This is a genomic window from Sphingomonas sp. PAMC26645 (genome assembly GCF_004795835.1).
Taxonomy (GTDB): Bacteria; Pseudomonadota; Alphaproteobacteria; order Sphingomonadales; family Sphingomonadaceae; genus Sphingomonas.
Genome location: NZ_CP039249.1, coordinates 283,044 through 302,716, shown reverse-complemented (window position 1 = coordinate 302,716; position 19,673 = coordinate 283,044). Strand labels below are relative to the sequence as shown.

Annotated in this window: 16 protein-coding genes; 8 read left to right on the top strand and 8 right to left on the bottom strand. The window is 66.4% G+C overall.

What is annotated here, in order from left to right; all coding sequences use genetic code 11:
• Nucleotides 1-92: 92 nt before the first annotated feature.
• Complete coding sequence (hisG, locus tag E5673_RS01575) at nucleotides 93-761, bottom strand: ATP phosphoribosyltransferase (RefSeq protein WP_243693365.1); 669 nt, start codon at nucleotides 759-761, stop codon at nucleotides 93-95.
• A gap of 46 nt (nucleotides 762-807) precedes the next feature.
• Here hisG and E5673_RS01570 point away from each other — a divergent pair, with 46 nt between their 5' ends.
• Nucleotides 808-1,908, top strand: coding sequence for a DUF2332 domain-containing protein (locus E5673_RS01570; RefSeq protein WP_136188685.1), 1,101 nt, complete (start codon nucleotides 808-810; stop codon nucleotides 1,906-1,908).
• Between the two features lie 61 nt (nucleotides 1,909-1,969).
• Here the strand turns inward: E5673_RS01570 and E5673_RS01565 are convergent, their stop codons facing one another.
• The 6 genes from E5673_RS01565 to E5673_RS01540 form a co-directional block, all read right to left on the bottom strand.
• A complete protein-coding gene (locus E5673_RS01565; RefSeq protein WP_107955433.1) occupies nucleotides 1,970-2,449 on the bottom strand; it encodes an RcnB family protein in 480 nt (159 codons plus the stop codon).
• 292 nt (nucleotides 2,450-2,741) lie between these two features.
• Entirely contained in the window at nucleotides 2,742-3,614 is an 873-nt protein-coding gene (locus E5673_RS01560) for an alpha/beta hydrolase (protein ID WP_136188684.1), read from the bottom strand.
• A gap of 229 nt (nucleotides 3,615-3,843) precedes the next feature.
• Complete coding sequence (locus tag E5673_RS01555; RefSeq protein ID WP_136188683.1) at nucleotides 3,844-4,743, bottom strand: pirin family protein; 900 nt, start codon at nucleotides 4,741-4,743, stop codon at nucleotides 3,844-3,846.
• Between the two features lie 4 nt (nucleotides 4,744-4,747).
• Nucleotides 4,748-5,191, bottom strand: a complete 444-nt coding sequence (locus E5673_RS01550; protein ID WP_136188682.1) for an NUDIX domain-containing protein — start codon at nucleotides 5,189-5,191, stop codon at nucleotides 4,748-4,750.
• 157 nt (nucleotides 5,192-5,348) lie between these two features.
• Entirely contained in the window at nucleotides 5,349-6,056 is a 708-nt protein-coding gene (locus tag E5673_RS01545; RefSeq protein WP_136188681.1) for a glutathione S-transferase, read from the bottom strand.
• Nucleotides 6,056-6,343 (bottom strand): BolA family protein, encoded by a 288-nt coding sequence (locus E5673_RS01540; protein ID WP_093398431.1) that lies wholly within the window; start codon nucleotides 6,341-6,343, stop codon nucleotides 6,056-6,058. The genes E5673_RS01545 and E5673_RS01540 overlap by 1 nt, the downstream gene beginning before the upstream one ends.
• Nucleotides 6,344-6,465: 122 nt before the next feature.
• Here E5673_RS01540 and E5673_RS01535 point away from each other — a divergent pair, with 122 nt between their 5' ends.
• The 7 genes from E5673_RS01535 (at nucleotide 6,466) to E5673_RS01505 (ending at nucleotide 14,886) form a co-directional block, all read left to right on the top strand.
• Nucleotides 6,466-6,990 (top strand): J domain-containing protein, encoded by a 525-nt coding sequence (locus tag E5673_RS01535; RefSeq protein WP_136188680.1) that lies wholly within the window; start codon nucleotides 6,466-6,468, stop codon nucleotides 6,988-6,990.
• Between the two features lie 178 nt (nucleotides 6,991-7,168).
• Entirely contained in the window at nucleotides 7,169-8,173 is a 1,005-nt protein-coding gene (cobS, locus tag E5673_RS01530) for a cobaltochelatase subunit CobS (RefSeq protein WP_056052421.1), read from the top strand.
• Nucleotides 8,174-8,177: 4 nt separating this feature from the next.
• Nucleotides 8,178-10,001 (top strand): cobaltochelatase subunit CobT, encoded by a 1,824-nt coding sequence (gene cobT / locus E5673_RS01525; protein WP_136188679.1) that lies wholly within the window; start codon nucleotides 8,178-8,180, stop codon nucleotides 9,999-10,001.
• 7 nt (nucleotides 10,002-10,008) lie between these two features.
• Nucleotides 10,009-10,266: a ribbon-helix-helix domain-containing protein gene (locus E5673_RS01520; protein WP_210731789.1), complete on the top strand. Its 258-nt coding sequence runs from the start codon at nucleotides 10,009-10,011 to the stop codon at nucleotides 10,264-10,266.
• Between the two features lie 71 nt (nucleotides 10,267-10,337).
• Complete coding sequence (locus tag E5673_RS01515; RefSeq protein WP_136188678.1) at nucleotides 10,338-12,851, top strand: TonB-dependent receptor; 2,514 nt, start codon at nucleotides 10,338-10,340, stop codon at nucleotides 12,849-12,851.
• 58 nt (nucleotides 12,852-12,909) lie between these two features.
• The gene (locus E5673_RS01510; protein ID WP_136188677.1) at nucleotides 12,910-13,593 is read left to right on the top strand and encodes a Fe2+-dependent dioxygenase; all 684 of its coding nucleotides are present in this window, start codon (nucleotides 12,910-12,912) and stop codon (nucleotides 13,591-13,593) included.
• A 189-nt stretch (nucleotides 13,594-13,782) separates the two neighbouring features.
• Nucleotides 13,783-14,886, top strand: coding sequence for a PepSY-associated TM helix domain-containing protein (locus tag E5673_RS01505; RefSeq protein ID WP_136188676.1), 1,104 nt, complete (start codon nucleotides 13,783-13,785; stop codon nucleotides 14,884-14,886).
• Nucleotides 14,887-15,045: 159 nt separating this feature from the next.
• On the opposite strand, the gene E5673_RS01500 is transcribed toward E5673_RS01505, so the two are convergent.
• Nucleotides 15,046-19,662, bottom strand: coding sequence for an NAD-glutamate dehydrogenase domain-containing protein (locus tag E5673_RS01500; protein WP_136188675.1), 4,617 nt, complete (start codon nucleotides 19,660-19,662; stop codon nucleotides 15,046-15,048).
• Between the last annotated feature and the right edge of the window lie 11 nt (nucleotides 19,663-19,673).

The window sequence follows — 19,673 nt, the reverse complement described above, 5'->3', positions numbered from 1 at the left end:
AAGGAATGACATAGCCTCGCATGGTGCGATCGGGGCGGGCGTGCCCTCCCCCGACCCCTCCCGCAAGCGGGAGGGGAGCAGAAGGTCGGCCATCATGCTGCGATCTCCTGGGCTTCGACCGCGCGACGGAACGCCTCGACCAGCGGAACCACCCGGCTGCGCGTCTTCATCGCAGCGCGGTTGACCACTAGGCGGCTGGTGACTTCCATGATCGTCTCGACCTCCACCAAGCCGTTTTCCAGCAACGTGCGGCCGGACGACACGAGATCGACGATCCGCGGTGCCAGCCCCAGCGTCGGCGCCAGTTCCATCGCGCCGTTGAGCTTCACGCACTCCGCCTGGACGCCCCGCGACGCGAAATGCGCCGCCGTCACATGCGGGTATTTGGTCGCGACGCGGACATGGCTCCAGCCGCGCGGATCGTCCTGCGCGGCCATCTCGGCAGGTTCGGCGACCGACAACCGGCAATGCCCGATGCCAAGATCGACCGGCGCGTAAAGCTCCGAATAGCCGAACTCGGCGATCACGTCCGACCCGACGATGCCGAGTTGCGCCGCACCGTGCGCAACGAACGTGGCGACGTCGAACGCGCGCACCCGGATCAGCGAGATCGCTGGATCGTTGGTCGCAAAGCGCAACGCACGCGAATTCTCGTCCGAGAACGAAGCTTCGGGATGCACCCCCGCGCGCGCGAGTAACGGCAGGGCCTCGGCGAGGATGCGTCCCTTGGGGACGGCGATAATGATCTGAGAATCTGGCACGCGCCGGGCTTTACGGGGGGGGCTTGGCGGGTGCAACAACCTGCGCATGGCAAATGAACCGGCTAACCGTGCGGCGTTCGACATCCAGGCGGGCTATTGCACCGCGATGGACGCGCCCATCACGGCTCGCGTCTGCACGGCGCTGACGGACGCGCTCGACCGCAAGAGCGAGACGGGCCGGCGGGTGCTCGACTGGCCGGGCGAGCCGGTCGCCGATGCGCTGGCGCTGCGGCTGGTGGGCGGGTTGCATGCACTCCACCGCGCGGGCGTCGATCCGCACTTGTCGGCGGTGTTCTCGGGCGCCAAGACCGACCCGGCTTCGGTCGAAATGACGCTGAACGCAACGCTCACCATTCATGATGCGGCGTTGCTGCCCTGGCTCGACGGGCCGCCGCAGACCAACGAGGCGGCACGGTCCGCGGGGATGATGACCGGCATACTGCACCTCGCCGAGCGGTACGGGCCGCGGTTCGAGGTGCTGGAGATCGGATCGAGCGCGGGGCTGAACCTGCTGATTGATCGCTATCGGTTCGACCTTAACGGCGTGAATGCCGGGCCATCGGCATCGCCGGTGACGATCCGCCCCGAATGGCGTGGCGCGCCGCCGCCAAGCGCCCCAGTCGAGATTGAGTCGACACGCGGCGTCGATATCCACCCAGTCGACGTCGCCGACCCGGTCGCGGCGGCGCGACTCGAGGCGTATGTCTGGGTCGATGCGGTCGAGCGACAGGCGCGGCTTGCGGCCGCGATCGCCATGGTGCGCGCGGGCGGCGTCGATCTGGTCGAAGGCGATGCGGCGGACTGGGTCGAGGCGCGGTTGGCCGAACCGCAGCCGGCGGGGACGACGCGTGTCCTGATGCATTCGGTGGTGTGGCAATATCTGCCGCCGGCGTCTCGCGAACGGATCCGGGTGGCGATGGATACGGCGGGGGCTCGGGCGACGGCGGAGAGGCCGCTCGGCTGGGTGATGATGGAGCCCAACCGCGACCTTCACCGGCACGAAGTTCGTGTCCGCGGTTGGCCGGGCGATCGGGCGATGGAGCTGGTCGCGCTGACGCACGCGCATGGCGCCTGGGTCGAGGGATTGTCGCCGCCGTACGAGACGCGCGATTATGTCATGCGACGTGGAGCGTACGAGAAGGACTGAGGCGCCGGATACGAGTGCGGCCCGGGATCGCTCCCGGGCCGCCCAAACTTGGTAGAAGGTCTTAGTAGAAGAAGCCGTTGTTGACCTGCACGACGCGGCCGGAGCGCGTGTCGACCAGGACGACGTCGCGGCCGTAGCGGACCCAGCGCTGATAGCCGTAGGCCGGGCGCGACAGGCGGTAGGTCTGGTAGTCGTTCACCCAGTAGTTGCGGCCATAATATTCCGGCGCGAACCGGTATCCGACGCTGACAGGGCGATAGCGATAGCCGCGCGGGCCGGCATAGGCCGGACGACGATAGAGGTTGCCATGCGTGCGCCGATAATCGCGCCAATCCTCGCGCGCCTCGCGGCGGTCTTCGCGCAGCTCCTGGCGGGCTTCGCGGACATCGCCGCGGTCGCCGTAGCGGCGTGCACGATCGAGGTCGCGACGGCTCTCGCGGATTTCGCGCTGGTCGCGACGGACTTCGCCATAGCTCTGCGCGGTCGCGAAGGTGGGGACGAGGGTGGCGGCGGCTACGGCCGCAAGGATCATCTTACGCATGACTGCTCTCCTGTTTCGACGCCGGATCAACGGCATGGACAGGCTTTTGCTCCCGCCGCGCTGAACGATCGCCGAATGCGCTGGTCAGGATTCAGACAGGTGGACGGTTCGGGATTACATGCGGAAATATGCAGCGGGATACGCCCCCCCCCGGCGAAGGCCGGGGTCCAATTGGAGAGGTTGCAGTAATGTAGCGCTGCCCAGAGTTACGGCCGTCCCCCGATCGGGCCCCGGCCTTCGCCAGGGGGGTGTCCTAGCCAAAGGGTACGTACTTCGCTGAGCGATGGTCGTGTCAGACACCCCAACGGCGCATCGCCGCGATCACCGCATCGGGCTTTTGCCACGGCACGAAATGCCCCGCGTCGATCTTCTCGATCGTGAGGTCGGGCACATACTCGGCAAGGTCGAGCTGGCTCGGCAGCAGCGCGCTGTCCTGCATGCCCCAGATCACCAGCACTGGCATCGCGGTCGGCGGAAACGGTGCATCGAGGAAGGCGGGGCGGGGCGGGGTCTCGTCTATTTCGGGCACGACGATCGCGCTGGCGCGGTACCAGTTGAGCATGCCGGTAATCGCGCCGGGCTGGCCCCATTCGTCGAGATAGGCGGCCTTGTCCTCGGCCATAGCGGCAAGATCGGCGTGTTTCGAGAAACTGGTGTCGAAGAAGGTTTCGAGCCCGATCGACTCGATGTGCTTTTCGAGATCGGGGTTGCGGAAGGCGCGGATATACTGGCTGGCGGCGCGCTGTTCGAGGTCGTCGAACATGGTGCGCTGGAAGACGAGCGGGTGCGGCGCGTTGATAATGACGAGCTTCGCGATGCGCTCGGGGTGGCGCAGCGCCGCCATCCAAGCGACCGCGCCGCCCCAGTCGTGGCCGACCAGCGTGAAGCGGTCGATCTTGAGGTGATTGGCGAGCGCGATCAGGTCGGCGACGATCTTGTCTGGGGTGTAGCTGTCGACGCCTTCGGGTTTGGAGGAGCGCGCGAAGCCGCGTTGGTCGGGGGCGATCACGTAATGGTCGCGGGCGAGGTCCGGGGCGATGTCGCGCCACGTGCGGTGCGATTCGGGGAAGCCGTGGAGCAGGATGATTGGCGGGGACGCGGGGTCGCCGCTGATCGCGATGTCGAGTTCTACGCCGGTGGATAATGGGATGCGTTGTAGTGTCATCGTTCCCCTCCCGCTGGCGGGAGGGGTTAGGGGAGGGCCTACCCGTCGCGCTGCCTGCTGGTCATGCCCTCCCCCGACCCCTCCCGCAAGCGGGAGGGGAGCAGAAGGTGCGTTCTCCCCTCCCGTGCGCGGGAGGGGCCGGGGGTGGGCTCGCGGCCAGTTTCAAACGGAGCGGGCGGCGATAGCGCGTGCCCACCCCTACCCCCTCCCGCAGGCGGGAGGGGAGGAGTCATGGATAGCTTACCGTTTTCGGGATCGCGGGGATTTCGATCCATTCCTTTTCGTCGCCGGGTACTTTGGGGAAGTTGCCCGCGTTCCAATCGCGTTTCGCCTGCTCGATCCGGTCACGGCTCGAGCTAACGAAATTCCACCAGACGTGGCGCGGTGTCGTGAACGCATCGCCGCCGCATAGCATCGCGCGACCACCATGCGCGGATCGCAGCGTCGCCGAGATACCGGGCCGCAGCACGTACAGCACCTGCGGCTCCAGCTTCACGCCTTCCAGCGTCGCCTCGCCCATCGCGAGGTAGATCGCGCGCTCTTCGGCCGCGGCGTCGATCGGCACGCTCGCGCCCGGATCGAGCGCGATGTCGGCGTAGATCGTCCCCGAATAGGTCGTCGTCGGCGCGGTCTGGCCCCACAGACTCCCCATGATGATTCGCGAGCGTGCGCCGTGCGCCTCGATCGTCGGCAGCTGTGCCTTGGTGGCGTGCTCGAACGCCGGGTCGATCTCCTCGACCGCCTCGGGCATCGCCAACCAGGTCTGGATACCCGACAGGTTCGGCCCTTCGGCGCGCTCGTCGCCGGGCGAGCGCTCGGAATGGACGATGCCGTGGCCCGCGGTCATCAGATTGACCGCGCCGGGCTCGATTCGCGCCTGCGTGCCGAGCGAATCGCGGTGGTCGATCGCGCCGTCGAACAAGTATGTGACGGTCGACAGGTTGATGTGCGGATGCGGCCGCACGTCGATGCCTTGGCCGACATCGAGATGAGCCGGGCCCATCTGGTCGAAGAACAGGAACGGCCCGACCATCGTCCGTTCCTTGTTCGGCAGCGTGCGATGGACTTTGAACCCGCCGAGATCGTGCGTCGACGGCAGGATGGTCTGGAGGACGAAATCATCGAGCATGGCGTTATCCCTTGGCAGGTTCCGTGGCGTCGAGCAGTTCGACCAGGTCTGCTGGATAGAGCGTTTCGTGGAAGCCCGCGATGTCGTTTCGGGAAAACCAGCGGTGACCGACGAGCAGTTGCTTCTCCTGTTCGGTGAGATTGCCCGCCTTCACGTCGCAGCTGTCGACGTCGATCCGGAAATAGCGTTCGTCGGCGGTGACCTCCACACCTTCGAAGGTCCGGAAGTCGACGACGCGGCGCGCGACTTCGGGGCCGCAGTCGATGTCGAGGCCGACTTCTTCCCAGAGTTCGCGGCGTGCTGCGGCGGCGTAGCTCTCGCCGGGATCGACTGCGCCGCCGGGAGTGCACCAGAGTGGCGGGAGGTCGGTCGGCGTGAAGCGGAACATCAATACGCGATCCTGGCCGTCGACAAGGAGGATGCGCGCTGCTGGGCGTGGGGTCCTCATAGCCCGGTGCACCACCCCGGCGAAGGCCGGGGCCCAGTTGGAAAGGCCGATATGGTGGCGGGCAGCCCGTCGTTACCCCTGACCCCCAACTGGACCCCGGCCTTCGCCGGGGAGGTGTTGGTTGGCGAGGTGCTGAGTGTTAGAACACTGCCAAGCCTCATTCGGCATCCAGTTCCGGATAGGCACGGAAGATGCCGTCGGTGTTGAAGGCGAGGCGGCGGTCGCTTTTCAGATAGGCCTTGATGCTGGGCAGTTCGGCGACCTGATCGCGAATCCGGACCAAATTCGGATAGTCGGGTTCGAGCGTCTTCATCCGCTTCGGGAACATGTACCGCAGCCCCTCGATCACCTGAAACAGCGACGTATCGGCGTAGCTCCATTTGTGATCGATCAGCCAGTCGCCCGCATTCGCCTGCGCTGCATCCTCGAAATGGCCGAGATACTTCGGCATCCGCGCCTCGCGAAACTGCTTGGCGGCACGCGCGGCCTCGGGTTTCTGGTCGTCGTAATAGTCCATCATCGCGACCGGATGATGGACGTTGTGGACCTCCGCGACGAGGTCGGCGATCGTCAGCTGGAGCTGGTTAAGCCACAGCCGGTCCGCCATGTTCGACGGCGCGAGGCCGTGACGCTCGCCTAGATACATCAGGATGTTGGCGACCTGCGCGATCACCAGGCCGTCGAGCTCCAGATACGGCGGCGCGAGCGGCGGCCGTCCGGTACGGTCGTTCAGATCGGCGAGCAAACCCTCTTCGCCTACGCCACGCGCGCAATCCTCATACGCGATCTCGGCACCTTCGAGCGCGAGCCGGACGAACTCGCCGCGGCCTTGCAGCGAGGGCCAGTACCAGAGCTTGTACGCCATCAGATTTCCCCAGGCGCGCGGGCCTTGATGGCGAGCGCGTGAATCTTCGTGCTCAACAGTTCGGCGAGCGCCTGGTTCACGAGCCGCTGGCGGGCGACGCGATTAAGGCCTTCGAACTGCGGGGTTTCTACCTCGACGCGAAAATGCGTTTCACCGGTACCGTCGTCGCCCATATGGCCGGCGTGAAGCCCGCTCTCGTTGACGACGGTCAGCTGCGTCGGGGCGAGTGTCGCGGTGAGGCGGGCGGTGATCTGGTCCTGTACGGAGCCGGTGGCGAGGTCTGTCATGCTCCCTATATAGCCCGTTTTGGAAGCGCGGGGAGCCGGTGGCGGACGACGATCGAAAAGAGCGGAAAGAACGCCCCAGCCCACGGTTTCACGGCCGCGTGGAAGGGACGGGTCGCGTCTGCATGTGGCGCGACTGCGAGGAGCCCGGCGAATTTCGTGCGCCCCCGCTCGAAGGACCGAGCGAAGGCGGACCGCCGCAGTTCCGCTGGTTCTGCCTCGAGCATGTCCGCGCGTTCAATTCGGGGTATAATTTCTTCGACGGCATGACCGCGGACGAGATTCACTACGCGCAGCGCCCGTTGGCGGGCTGGGAACGCGAAACGCGCGCGTTTGCGCATGGCGGCGGCGACACCCCGCCGAAATGGGCGGACTTCGCCGACCCGATCGATGCGATCGGTGCACGCTTCGGCGAGCGGATGGCGGCGGCGCGCAAGGATGGCCGCGTGTTGTCCGACGGCGAACGGCGCTCGTTGCGCGTGCTCGGACTAGGAACGGACACTGACCGCACCGCACTCCGTAAACGCTACAGCGAGTTGGTCCGCCGCTATCACCCCGATCGCAACGGCGGCGACCGCGCGCATGAAGCCGAGTTGCAGAAGGTGATCGCGGCCTACCAGCACCTGAAGGGCGCGACCGCGTTTGCCTGAAGGATCGGGAATGTGATCCATACTTACTCTGATCGATATTTCACGGCGCGCCATCCGGAACCGCACGGCTGGCGAGCGGTTCGTCTAACTCTTCCGGTCAATCGCCCGACCAATCGTACAGCGGCGGTTGAGTAACTGCCCGCGCTTGGCCTAGAGCTACCGGGAACACGAGGCCAACATGACCGATATCCCGAATACCCAGCCAGATAGCCGCGAGACCACGATCCTCGACGCCCCCGACCGCATGGTGAAGGTGCGCGAGATGTTCGGGATCGATTCCGACATGGAAGTGCCGGCCTTCTCCGAAGCCGATGAGCGCGTGCCCGATCTCGATCCGGCGTACGTCTTCGATGCCGACACCACGCTCGCGGTCCTTGCCGGCTTCGCGCATAACCGTCGCGTTATGGTCCAGGGCTATCACGGCACCGGCAAGTCGACGCATATCGAGCAGGTCGCGGCGCGCCTTAAATGGCCGTGCATCCGAATCAATCTCGACGCGCACATCAGCCGTATCGACCTGATCGGCCGCGACGCGATCGTGCTGAAGGACGGCCAGCAGATCACCGAGTTCCGCGAGGGCCTGCTGCCCTGGGCGTTGCAGACGCCGACCGCGCTCGTGTTCGACGAGTACGACGCGGGCCGCCCGGACGTGATGTTCGTGATCCAGCGCGTGCTGGAAACCGAGGGCAAGCTGACGCTGCTCGACCAGAACCGCGTGATCCGCCCGAACCCGTGGTTCCGCCTGTTCGCGACCGCCAACACGGTGGGCTTGGGCGATACGAGCGGGCTGTATCACGGCACGCAGCAAATCAACCAGGGCCAGATGGACCGCTGGAACATCGTCGTGACGCTCAACTATCTGCCGGCCAAGGTCGAGGCGCAGATCGTGCTCGCCAAGTCGGGCGAATACGACAAGCCCGAGGGCAAGAAGACCGTCGAGAACATGGTCCGCGTCGCCGACATGACGCGCAAGGGCTTCGTCAACGGCGACATTTCGACCGTGATGAGCCCGCGTACGGTGATCACCTGGGCACAGAACGCGCTGATCTTCGGCGACGTCGGCTTCGCGTTCCGCCTGTCGTTCCTCAACAAGTGCGACGAGGCGGAGCGGCCGCTGGTTGCCGAATATTACCAGCGCGTGTTCGGCAAGGATCTCCCCGAGAGCGTGGTGGGCAAGGCCTAAACCTTTGGCCAACGAAACCCCTCTCGATCGCTTCAAGGCGGTTCTTGCCGGCACCGCGCGTGCGATCTCGGAGGAGCCGGAGGTCGAACTCGCCTTCACCGCGGACGCACCGACGCAGTCGGGCAAGCACATCAAGGTGCCTATGCCCGCGCGGGCTCTGCCGTTGGAGCAGGTGGCCGAAGCGCGGGGTTTTGCCGACGGTTTCGCACTGCGGTTGAAGCACCACGACATCGCGCTGCATAATCGTGCGGCGCCGGTCGACGCGGTGGCGCGCGCAGTGTTTGACTCCGTCGAGACTGCACGAGTCGAGGCACTCGGCTCGCGTGGTTATGCCGGCATCACCGAGAACCTAGAAAGCGCGCTCGACGTGCGGCTGCGGGCGGATCCCATTACGCGCGCGCGCAATCGCGACGAAGTGCCGCTGTCGACCGCGCTCGGCCTGATGGTGCGCGAGCGGCTGACCGGGCAGGAATCGCCCGCGATCGCCGCACCCGGTCTCGCGCTGGTGCGTGAGTGGATCGAGAGCAAGACCGATCTCGACGCGCTCGCCTATGCGCTTGACGACCAGAAGGCGTTCCAGGGTCTTGCGCGTAAAATGCTGCAGGAACTCGAGCTGGTCGAGGGCGACCAAGTCCCCGAGGAGAGCGACGAAGGCGGCTCCGAGGACGAGGGCACCGACGAGCAGCAGCAGGACGAGGGCGACGAAGGCGACGACCAAGGCGAGGACGGCCAGGGCGAAGTCGAGGCGCGCGGCGAACAGTCCGAGCAGCAGAATGAGGAAAGCGACGGCCAGGAGCAGAGCGACGAGTCGATGGACGACATCGACGGCGAGCCCGGTGACGATGGCGAGGAAGGCATGCAGCCGGTCCGCCCGAACCGCCCCTTTGCCGATATGGGCGGCGCGTTCGACTACAAGCCTTGGACGACGCAGTTCGATGAGGTGATCGCCGCCACCGAGCTATGCGACGCCGACGAACTGGCGCGGCTGCGCGGCTATCTCGACCAGCAACTCGTGCACTTGCAATCAACCGTGTCGAAGCTTGCCAATCGGCTCCAGCGGCGGCTGATGGCGCAGCAGTCGCGGTCGTGGGATTTCGACCAGGAGGAGGGTATCCTCGACGCGGCGCGGCTGGCGCGCGTGATCGTCAACCCGACTCTGTCGCTGAGCTACAAGGCCGAGCGCGAGACCGATTTCCGGGACACGGTTGTGACGTTGCTGATCGACAATTCCGGATCGATGCGCGGCCGCCCGATCTCGATCGCGGCGATCAGCGCGGACATCCTCGCGCGCACGCTGGAGCGCTGCGGCGTGAAGACCGAGATCCTCGGCTTTACCACGCGCGCGTGGAAGGGCGGGCAGTCGCGCGAAACCTGGCTCGCCGCTGGGCGTCCGCCGCAGCCGGGGCGGCTCAACGACATCCGCCACATCGTCTACAAGCGCGCGGACGAGCCGTGGCGCCGCGCGCGCAACTCGCTCGGCCTGATGATGCGCGAGGGGTTGCTGAAGGAGAATATTGACGGCGAAGCGCTGATGTGGGCGCATGCACGCCTCGTCGCGCGGCCCGAGGAACGTCGCATCCTGATGGTGATCAGCGATGGCGCGCCGGTCGACGATTCGACGCTCAGCGTGAACTCCGGTTCGTATCTGGAGCGCCATTTGCGCCAAGTGATCGGCTGGATCGAGAGCAAGTCGCCGGTCGAACTCGTCGCGATCGGCATCGGCCACGACGTCACCCGCTATTACGCGCGCGCCGTGACGATCATGGACGTCGAGCAGCTTGGTGGCACGATCATCGAGCAGTTGGCCTCGCTGTTCGATACCGAATGATCCGCGGGTGACCGCGGGCGGTGGCATTACGGCGCCCGCGGGCGGGTTCCACGGACCCGTCAAGCGCTCGATCACGATTGCAGGCCACCAGACGTCCATCAGTCTCGAACCCATCTTCTGGCAAGCGCTGGAGGCCGCTGCGGTGCGTCTTGCCTTGCCCTTGTCTGCGCTGGTCGCAGAGATCGACGCGATACGCATCTTAGCCGAAAATCCCCCCAATCTCGCTAGCGCCTTGAGATCATGGCTGTTCTCAAACGCCCCATGAGAATTAGTCGCAATAGCGTTGACAGTGAAAACGACTCTCAATAGCGAACCCGCAACAATAAGGGGTTTCGCATGTCTGGTCTCTCGTCGCGTTCGTCCGCCGCGCCCGCATTTCTGGCGCTCTCGTGCGTAGGGTTCATTGCCAGCGCACCAGCCTACGCCGCCGATCGCCCAGCTGAATCGGCAAAGGTCCACGCGGCCGACGACCAGGAAAAACAGCTCAACCGCGACGAAATCGTCGTCAACGGCAAGACCGTCCCCGCGACCACGCTGGAGAGCCCGAAGGCAACGCGCAGCCTGCTCGACACGACGCAGACGGTCACGATCATCGGCGACCAGACGATCCGCAAGCAGAACCTGCTCACCTTGCGCGACGTGCTGCAGACGATCCCCGGCATCACCTTTGGTGCGGGCGAAGGCGGCGGCGGATACGGCGACAGCATCAACCTGCGTGGCTATTCCGCCAACAACGACATCACGATCGACGGCGTCCGCGACAGCGCGCAGTACAGCCGCAGCGAGACGTTCAACCTGCAACAGGTCGAGGTCTATAACGGCGCGAACAGCGTGTTCGGCGGTGGTGGATCGGTCGGCGGCACGATCAACCTCGTCACCAAGCGTCCGCAGGCGGAGACGCTGACGGTCGTGTCCGGCGGCGTCGGCACCGACGATTATTATCGCACCACGCTCGACTCGAACGTCCGCGTCAGCGACCTCGTCGCGGTCCGTCTCAACGCAGTCGCGCACAAGAACGACATTCCCGGTCGCGATGTGGAGAGCAACAAGCGTTGGGCCGTCGCCCCGTCACTGATCGTCGGCGTCACCGGCCCGACTAGCCTGACGCTGCAATATCTGCATCAGGAGGACGAGAACGTCCCCGTCTACGGCGTGCCGTACTTCCGCAATGCGGTGAACAATGGACCGCTGCCGGGCGCCGACAACTCGGCCTATTACGGCATCCGGAACCTCGACAAGCAGGACATCACCGTCGACCAGGCCACCGCCACGGTCAGCCACAGCTTCTCCGACAAGGTCTCGATCCGCAACCTCAGCCGGTGGCAGCGCGTTCAGCAGGACTCGTTGACCAGTGCACCGCAGGCCCCGAACCCGAACGGGTTCTGCCTTTCGACCGGGTTTCAGCCGATCGCTACGTCCAACGTGTCAACGACACCGCTAGCCTGCACGCCCGCGCAGCAGCTTGGATCCTACATCCCAAGCGGCCCGCGCGGTTTCGTGCGGAACCAGGAAAACCAGATCCTCTATAACCAGACCGATCTCCGCTCGGTGTTTGATACCGCTGGGCTTGAGCATACGCTGGTGCTCGGCGCGTCGGTCTCGCAAGAAGATTACACGATCGTCACGGGCAACACGCTGCGTACCGCGGACGGTACGACGGTCGCCCAGCAGCCGATCAATCTCGCCAATCCGAACACCGACTATACCGGGGCGTTCAACTTCATCGAATCGGGCCGGTCGCAGGGTACGACCAGCAACGCCGCCGTGTACGCGTTCGATACGATCAAGATCATTCCGCAGATCGAGGCGAATTTTGGCCTGCGCTACGAACACGCCAAGGGGACCTTCCGTGCGGATACTTTTTCGACGGCGGTAACGATCCCCGCGACTCTCGGCACCTATACCCGCGGCCTGAACCAGACGAGCGACGAAACGCTGTTCTCGTACCGCGGCGGCATCAATTTCAAGCCGATCGAGACGGTCAGCCTGTATGCGTCCTACGGCAATTCCACCACGCCAACCTCGGCGACGGTGCGGCTCGGTTGCGGGACGCTGATCGGGACGCCAGCTATCGGCGGCGCGGGGGCGGGTACGGTCGATCCGTGCGACGTGCAGCCTGAAAAGGCGGTCAACTACGAGATCGGCGCGAAGGCCGACCTGTTCGGGCGCAAGTTGCAGCTGACTGCCGCACTGTTCCGCAACGAACGCACCAACTACCGCGTCGCCACCAACGACCCGATCGTGACGACGCTTGGCGTCACCGATGGCCGGTCGCGCGTCGACGGCATCGCGCTGGGTGCCAGCGGCAGCGTGTCGAGGGCCTGGTCGATCTTCGCCAACTACACCTATCTCGATGGCAAGGTGTTGCAGAGCGTGTCGAACTTCTGTCTCGACAATCCGGGTACGCGAAGCACGACGGTCACCACTCCGACGACGATCACGACGACGATCACCAATCCGTGCGGCAACTCCGCAGCGGTGCTCGATCCGCAGAAGGACCAGCAGCTCACCAACACGCCGAAGCATTCGGGCAGCCTGTTCACTACCTACACGCTGCCGTTCGGTCTCCAGCTCGGCTACGGCCTGACCTATCAGGGGGCGTTCGCGCTCAACAACAGCGCGCTGGCCACCCCGCTCGCGCCGACGACCGCAGTGACGCCGGTCTTCCATTCGGCGGATTACCTGACGCATCGCGCGTTCCTGTCCTACACCGTCGGCAACGGCCTGACCGCACAGCTCAACGTGCAGAACTACACCAACGAGAAATATTACACCGGCATCCGCAACAATGGCTGGGCGACGCCGGGCGAAGCGCGCTCGGTGCGGTTGACGCTGTTCTACAGTTTGTGAGGCTTGGCGGCGATGCGGGCAGTTTGCCGGTATTGCCGCCGCATTCTAGGGTGAGGCCATGTTGATCGCGATCCCCGATGTCCTCGATGCGGCTGGCGTCGCCCGTGTCCGCACGCTGATCGACCACGCCGAGTGGATCGACGGCAACGCCACGTCGGGGCCACAAAGCGCGCTCGCCAAGCGCAACGAACAACTGCCCGAGGACTCTGCCGCCGCGCGCGAGGCTGGCGGGATGGTCCTCGACGCGCTCGGCGGGTCTGCGCTGTTCGTGGCGGCGGCGCTCCCGCTGAAAGTATTCCCTCCCTTGTTCAACCGCTACGCCGGCGGACAGGATTTTGGGCTGCACGTCGACAACGCGATCCGGATGAAGCGCGGCACCGACTTCCGCATCCGCAGCGACCTGTCCGCAACGCTCTTCCTAGACGACCCGGCGACGTACGATGGCGGCGAGCTGGTGATCGAGGACCAGTTCGGGCCGCAATCGGTCAAGCTGCCGGCCGGGCATATGGTCCTCTACCCCGCCTCCAGCCTGCACCGGGTGACGCCAGTCACGCGCGGGGTACGCACCGCGTCGTTCTTCTGGCTGCAGTCGATGGTGCGCGATGACGGTGCGCGGCGGATCCTGTTCGATCTCGACCAGGGCGTCCAGGCGGTCGCGGCGGCGCAGGGGCAGGGCGATCCGGCGACGGTGCGGCTGACGGGTGTGTATCATAACCTGCTGCGCCGCTGGGCGGACGCCTGACTTCTGCTCCCCTTCCTGAAAGGGAGGGGCAGGGGGTGGGTCGGCTTCCGCATATCCAGACGCCGCGACCAAAGCCGGCCTACCCACCCCTAACCCCTCCCTTCCAGAGAGGGGAGCATGTTGCCTATGTGGAAGGGTTGTGGACTTGAACCGGCCCCCCATGCCACGCTCCGAACACGGGGGAATGCAATGAGCAAGCTGGCGATGCGGCGCGCGTGGTTCCAGGTCCACAAGTGGATCGGGCTGGTGCTGGCGATCCTGATCATCCCGCTGTCGCTCAGCGGCGCGGCGCTGGTGTGGCATGACGCACTCGACCGGATCGTCGATCCGGCGCGCTATGCGGTCTCGGGGAGGACCGTGATCGGGCCCGACAGCTATGTCGCGGCGGCGCGCGCTGCGTTGAAGCATGGCGAGCGGATCGCGACGCTGACGATGCCCGACGACGGCGGTCCGGTGGTTGTCGCGGCCAGTTCGGCCAGCGCGCCGACCCGGCCCGGTCCGCCGCAGCGGACGATGGTCTATCTCGATCCGCCGACCGCCCGCGTACTCGAGGTGTCGCCGTCGAACGGCGGGCTCGTGCGGTTCCTGCATGTCCTTCACGGAAGCCTCCAACTGCCCGGCGTCGGGCGTTCGATCGTCGGCTGGATCGGCGTGGCGATGATGGTGTCGTGCTTTACCGGGCTGTGGCTGTGGTGGCCGACGGTCGGGAAGTGGACGCGCGGGTTCCGGTTCCGGCGACACCGCGACGTCGAGACCAACCTGCATCACCTGTTCGGCTTCTGGATCGCGCTGCCGTTGTTCGTGCTGTCGCTGACCGGCGCGTGGATCTCGTTCCCGCAGGTCTTCGGAAAGCTCATCGGCGAGACGTCGCGGCCGAGAGGCGGTCCCGATCGCGGCGCGATGATGCGCGCGAAACCGCTGGCGTCGCCCGCGCAGCCTCTCGCGGTGGCGATCGGCAAGGCGCGCGGTATCGTCGATAATGCGCCGTTGCGGAGCATCACCTGGCCGACCGACCTCAGCGCGGACTGGACGGTGACGTTTCAGGGCGGCGGCGCGCCGATCGGGGTGAAGGTGGCGGACGACACCGGCGGCGCGACCGCGGCGCCGGCGCGGCCTCAGGGCGGCGTGGCGCGGTGGATGCGGCGGATCCACGATGGCACCGACATGGGTGCGCTGTGGCAGGTGATCATCTTCCTGGGCGGGATATTGCCCGCGGTACTGGCGGTGACCGGAGTGATCATGTGGTGGCGCGCGCGGAAGTGGAAGGCGGAACTGGCGGCGCGACGGGCGTAGCCTGTCCCTCGCCCCTCCGGGGAGAGGGAAGGAGGAGCCTCTTGGCGACGGAAGGGTGAGGGGTGGTTGGGATATATGCCCTGAGCCTCACGCCCCTCACCCTCCCACGCGCAAGAGCACGCGGGCCCCTCCCTCTCCCCGCAGGGGCGAGGGGTTAAGTTACCGCCCCAGCAACACCCGCGCCTGCCCGGCGATCTGCGCCAGCATCGCCGCATTCGGCACCGCCGCATGGCGCGCACGGTCGATTACCGCCTTGAACTGCGCCACACGCGTGGCGTTCGCGAGCAGCCAGGCCTCCACCGCACCTTGCGGATCCTGCGCCCCACGGCACGCGAGAAACTCCAGCCGCAACTGCTGGAAATCGCGTGCCAGCCCGGCGACCAGCAACCGCTCCCACGGATCGGTCGGACTGATCCGCGCGGCATTCGCCTGCGCCCAATCGAGCCCCAGCGCCTGCCCAAGATGCGTGAACGCCCGCGTCACCACCGCCTCATCGAGCGACATCCGCTCGCCGAGGTCCGCCAACCCGACCGCGCCGTCCATCTCGAACAGGCGAACGACCTTGCGCACCAGATCGCCCGGCGCACCGACCGCTTCGAGCTGCCCCGCGATGCGACTGCTCTGCGCGCTCGCCTCCTCGAGCAGCAACGCCGCAGTCTGGCTGTCGAGCTGCGTGATCCCCTTCGCCAGCCGCGCTAGTACGTCGCCGGGCACGGCGCCCGGTGCAGACACGCGCAACAGGTCGGCGATCTGCGAGCGCGTCGCCACGGCCACCTCGTCGAACAGCGCGATTCGCGCAGCCTCGGGCATTACGGCCGTCTCGATCTCCGCCCACAAGGCCGGCAGGTCGAACAGGCGCTCGGCGACGACGAACATCGCCGCGATATCGCCCATCGCCGCGCCTTCCTCTTCCGCAAGCTCGAACGGGTAGAGGATGCCCAGCCGGTTGACGATCCGGTTGGCGAGCTTCGTCGCGACGATCTCGGGCCGCAGCCGATGCTCGTCGATCGCCGTCTCGAACCGCGCGCGCATCGCCGCCGGGAACGCGGCGTGCAGGTCGGGCTTGAGCGCGTCGTCCTTGGCGATGTCGCTATGCTCGATCGCATCCTGCAACCCGAGCTTGGCGGTCGCCAGCAGCACCGCCAGTTCGGGACGCGTGAGCCCCAGACCATCCTGCCCGCGACGCAGCAGGATATCGTTCGACGCCAGCCCCTCGACCGCACGATCTAGCCTGCCGCCGCCCTCGAAGATCTCGATCACGCGCACATAGCTCGGCACCGCGACAGCGCCGTCCGCCTCGGCGATCGACAGCGCCAGCGTCTGGAGCCGGTTGTCCTCCAGCACCAGGTGCGCGACGTCGTCGGTCATGCTGGCGAGCAGCGTGTTGCGGTCCTCATAGTCGAGCCGCCCCTCGATCATCTCGCGGTTGAGTGCGATCTTGATGTTGACCTCGTTATCCGAGCAGTCGACGCCCGCCGAATTGTCGATGAAGTCGGTGTTGATCCGCCCGCCGCGCGCCGAGAACGCGATCCGCGCCGCCTGCGTGACGCCCAAATTCGCGCCCTCGCCGATCGCGATCACGCGGAGATCCTCGGCGTTGACACGCAGCCGGTCGTTGGCCGGATCGCCGACCGCGACGTTCGCCTCCGACGCCGCCTTCACATAGGTGCCGATGCCGCCGAACCAGAGCAGGTCCGCCGGCGCCTTGAGGATCGCCGAGATCAGCGCGCCCGGCTCCATCTCGCTAACCGTCACGCCGAGCGCAGCCTGCACCTGCGGCGACAGCTTGATGACCTTGGCGGTGCGCGCGAACACGCCGCCGCCCTTCGAAATCAGGCTGGCGTCGTAATCCGCCCAGCTCGACCGCGGCAGCGCGAACATCCGGTTGCGCTCTTCCCAGCTGGTCGCTGGATCGGGATCGGGATCGAGGAAGATGTGGCGGTGATCGAACGCCGCGATGACCTTCAGCGTCTTCGACAGCAACATGCCGTTGCCGAACACGTCGCCCGACATGTCGCCGCAGCCGACCACGGTGATGCTCTCGCTCTGCACGTCGAGGCCGCGCTCGGCGAAGTGCCGCTGGACGCTCAGCCATGCGCCCTTGGCGGTGATCCCCATCGCCTTGTGGTCGTAGCCGACTGAGCCACCGGAGGCGAACGCGTCGCCGAGCCAATAGCCGCGTTCGAGCGCCAGAGCGTTCGCCACGTCGCTGAACGTCGCGGTGCCCTTGTCGGCAGCGACCACGAAATACGGGTCCTCGCCGTCGAGGATCGTCACGCCGTCGGGATGCACGACCTTGCCCTCGACGATGTTGTCGGTGATCGACAGCAAGGTGCGGATGAATATCCGGTAGCTCTCGGTGCCCTCGGCCAGCCACGCATCGCGGTTCGACGGGGCGGGGAGTTGCTTTGGATAAAAGCCACCCTTCGCGCCTGTCGGCACGATGACGGCGTTCTTGACGCGCTGGGCCTTCATCAGCCCAAGGATTTCGGTACGGAAATCGTCGCGACGGTCGGACCAGCGCAGGCCGCCACGCGCGACCGGACCCGCGCGCAGGTGGATACCTTCGACGCGGGGTGAATAGACCCACACTTCGCGCCACGGCACGGGCGCGGGGAGGCCGGGGATCAGATGGCTGTCGAGCTTGAACGCGAGCGCCTCCGACGCGGCGGGCGTGAACGCGTTGGTCCGCAACGTCGCCGCGATCAGGTTGCGATACGCACGCAGGATACGGTCGTCGTCGATCGCGGTAACCGCGTCGAGCCCGGCTTCGATCGCCTGGTCCGCTTCGATCGCGTTGCCGGGATGATCGGGGTGGTGGACCGCGGTGAAGCGCGCGATCAGGGCAGCGGCGACCTTCGGTGCACGCCGCAACGCATCGACCACGGTAGTCAGCCCGTACGGAAGCCCCGCCTGGCGCAGATACCGGAACCACGCACGGAACAGCACGATCGCCTCGGGACGCATCCCGAGTTCGACGATCAGCCGGTTGAACGCATCGTTCTCGGCCGCGCCTTCCAACACTGCGGCGATCGCGCCTTCGAGCACGGGCGCGTCGCTCTGCTGCGCCGCGTCGTTCGCCTCCAGCACGAAGTCATGCACGAACGGCACGCTGTCGTCGCGCAACCGCGTCGGCAGTTCGCCGATCACGCGGAAGCCGAAATTCTCCAGCACCGGTACGGCGTCCGACAGGGGGAGGGCGCCACCCAGCTTGTAGATTTTCAGCTGAGGATCGGTGCCGGCTTCACCCGGAACCAGACGCACGCCACGCGCATCCGCATCGCCCAGCGCGGCGATGCGCTGGATATCCTCTGCGGCCTCGGCAGGCGTGCTGAGGTTGCGGTAGTTCTGCGGGAACGCCGCCGCCCATTTGAGGGCAAGACGTGCCGCACGCGGCGGTGGCAACGTCTCGACCAGTGCGGCCTCGACGTCCGACACCCAACCTCGCACCATCCGCTGCAAGCGGAGGGCGAGCGGCGCGGCGTCGGGCATCCGGCCATCGCCGCGCAGGTCGAGCGTGTAGCGGATCATCGCTACCTCGCCGTCCTCCAGCGCGATCGACCAGTTCAGCACGCTCGCATTCGCCGCTTCGGCCAGCATGTCGCCGATCGCGACGCGACGACTGGTGGTAACGTCGTCTCGCGGCAGCCACACGAACCCGAACAAATGACGTCCGAGCGCGGACTCGACCAACACGAGCGCTGGCCTCGGTCGATCCGCGATGCTCATCGCAGTCAGCGCCAGATCCTCCAGCGCATCGGGTGCGAACGCGATCACCAGATCATGCGGCAGCGCAGTGAACGCGTGGGTCAACGCTTTGCCGGCATGACCGCGCGGATCGAACCCGAACTTGGCCTTCATCGCCGCAAGACGCGTGCGCAATACCGGCACGTCGCGCGGCATCGCGGCAAGCGCAGCACTCGTCCACAGCCCACTGTAGATCGACAGCCCGGCGACCGTCGCGCCCTCCATCACCGGCACCACGACGAGGTCGAGCGGCACGGCGCGGTGCACGGTCGAGATCAGGTTCGACTTCAGCAGTAGCGGCGCGTCGTTGCCCGCCTCGAACCATTTGATCGCCAGCCCGCGCGAGGCTTCGGCAAGGATCGGCACACGGTGTTCGTTGCGCGCGATACCGAGCGCGGCGTGACCGCTCCCGTCACGATGCCAGATCTGATGCCCGAGCAGAGTCAGATGTCCATTGAGGAACCACTGCAACAGAGCGGCACCTTCGCCTTCGGGCAGCTTCGCGATATCGTCGTCGAGCGCCGCCTGCATCGCGCGCCAGTCGGTCACCGCCGCACGGACATCGGCCAAAACAGCCGTGAGGTCCTCGATCAGCCCGCGACGGTCACGCGCATCGGCGCGCTCCATCTCCAGGTAAATCATCGATTCGGGCCGACCTGCACCCTGGCCGTCCGCGTCGATCGCGTGCAGCATGCCGTCGGGCGAACGCGTCGTGCGGACGACGGGGTGGATGATCCGATCGACCGCGATGTCCTGCGCGCCGATCGCCGCCGCAATTGAATCGACCAGGAACGGCATGTCGTCGTTGACGATCGCGAGCCGCATCCGCCGCCGCGTATCGTCCGCGCTGATCGGCTCGATCGCGATCGCCGGCGCACCGTCGTCGCGGTGCGCGGCGGTCGCGGCGACGAACGCCGCGGCCTGCGCGACCTCGCTCGCCCCGAAGTCCCTCAGTTCGCCCGGAAGGGCCCGTTCGGTCAACCGGCCTGCAAGGGTCTCGGTGAGCGTGTTCAACGATTGGTTCGCCATAGGTCAGGGCC

Coding starts and splice junctions, on each gene's coding strand:
- E5673_RS01555 (WP_136188683.1), bottom strand. CDS start 4,743: ATGCTCGATGATTTCGTCCTCCAGACCATCCTGCCGTCGACGCACGAT.
- E5673_RS01535 (WP_136188680.1), top strand. CDS start 6,466: ATGTGGCGCGACTGCGAGGAGCCCGGCGAATTTCGTGCGCCCCCGCTC.
- E5673_RS01515 (WP_136188678.1), top strand. CDS start 10,338: ATGTCTGGTCTCTCGTCGCGTTCGTCCGCCGCGCCCGCATTTCTGGCG.
- E5673_RS01505 (WP_136188676.1), top strand. CDS start 13,783: ATGAGCAAGCTGGCGATGCGGCGCGCGTGGTTCCAGGTCCACAAGTGG.
- E5673_RS01565 (WP_107955433.1), bottom strand. CDS start 2,449: ATGCGTAAGATGATCCTTGCGGCCGTAGCCGCCGCCACCCTCGTCCCC.
- cobS (WP_056052421.1), top strand. CDS start 7,169: ATGACCGATATCCCGAATACCCAGCCAGATAGCCGCGAGACCACGATC.
- E5673_RS01550 (WP_136188682.1), bottom strand. CDS start 5,191: ATGAGGACCCCACGCCCAGCAGCGCGCATCCTCCTTGTCGACGGCCAG.
- E5673_RS01560 (WP_136188684.1), bottom strand. CDS start 3,614: ATGACACTACAACGCATCCCATTATCCACCGGCGTAGAACTCGACATC.
- E5673_RS01570 (WP_136188685.1), top strand. CDS start 808: ATGGCAAATGAACCGGCTAACCGTGCGGCGTTCGACATCCAGGCGGGC.
- E5673_RS01540 (WP_093398431.1), bottom strand. CDS start 6,343: ATGACAGACCTCGCCACCGGCTCCGTACAGGACCAGATCACCGCCCGC.
- E5673_RS01510 (WP_136188677.1), top strand. CDS start 12,910: ATGTTGATCGCGATCCCCGATGTCCTCGATGCGGCTGGCGTCGCCCGT.
- E5673_RS01545 (WP_136188681.1), bottom strand. CDS start 6,056: ATGGCGTACAAGCTCTGGTACTGGCCCTCGCTGCAAGGCCGCGGCGAG.
- E5673_RS01500 (WP_136188675.1), bottom strand. CDS start 19,662: ATGGCGAACCAATCGTTGAACACGCTCACCGAGACCCTTGCAGGCCGG.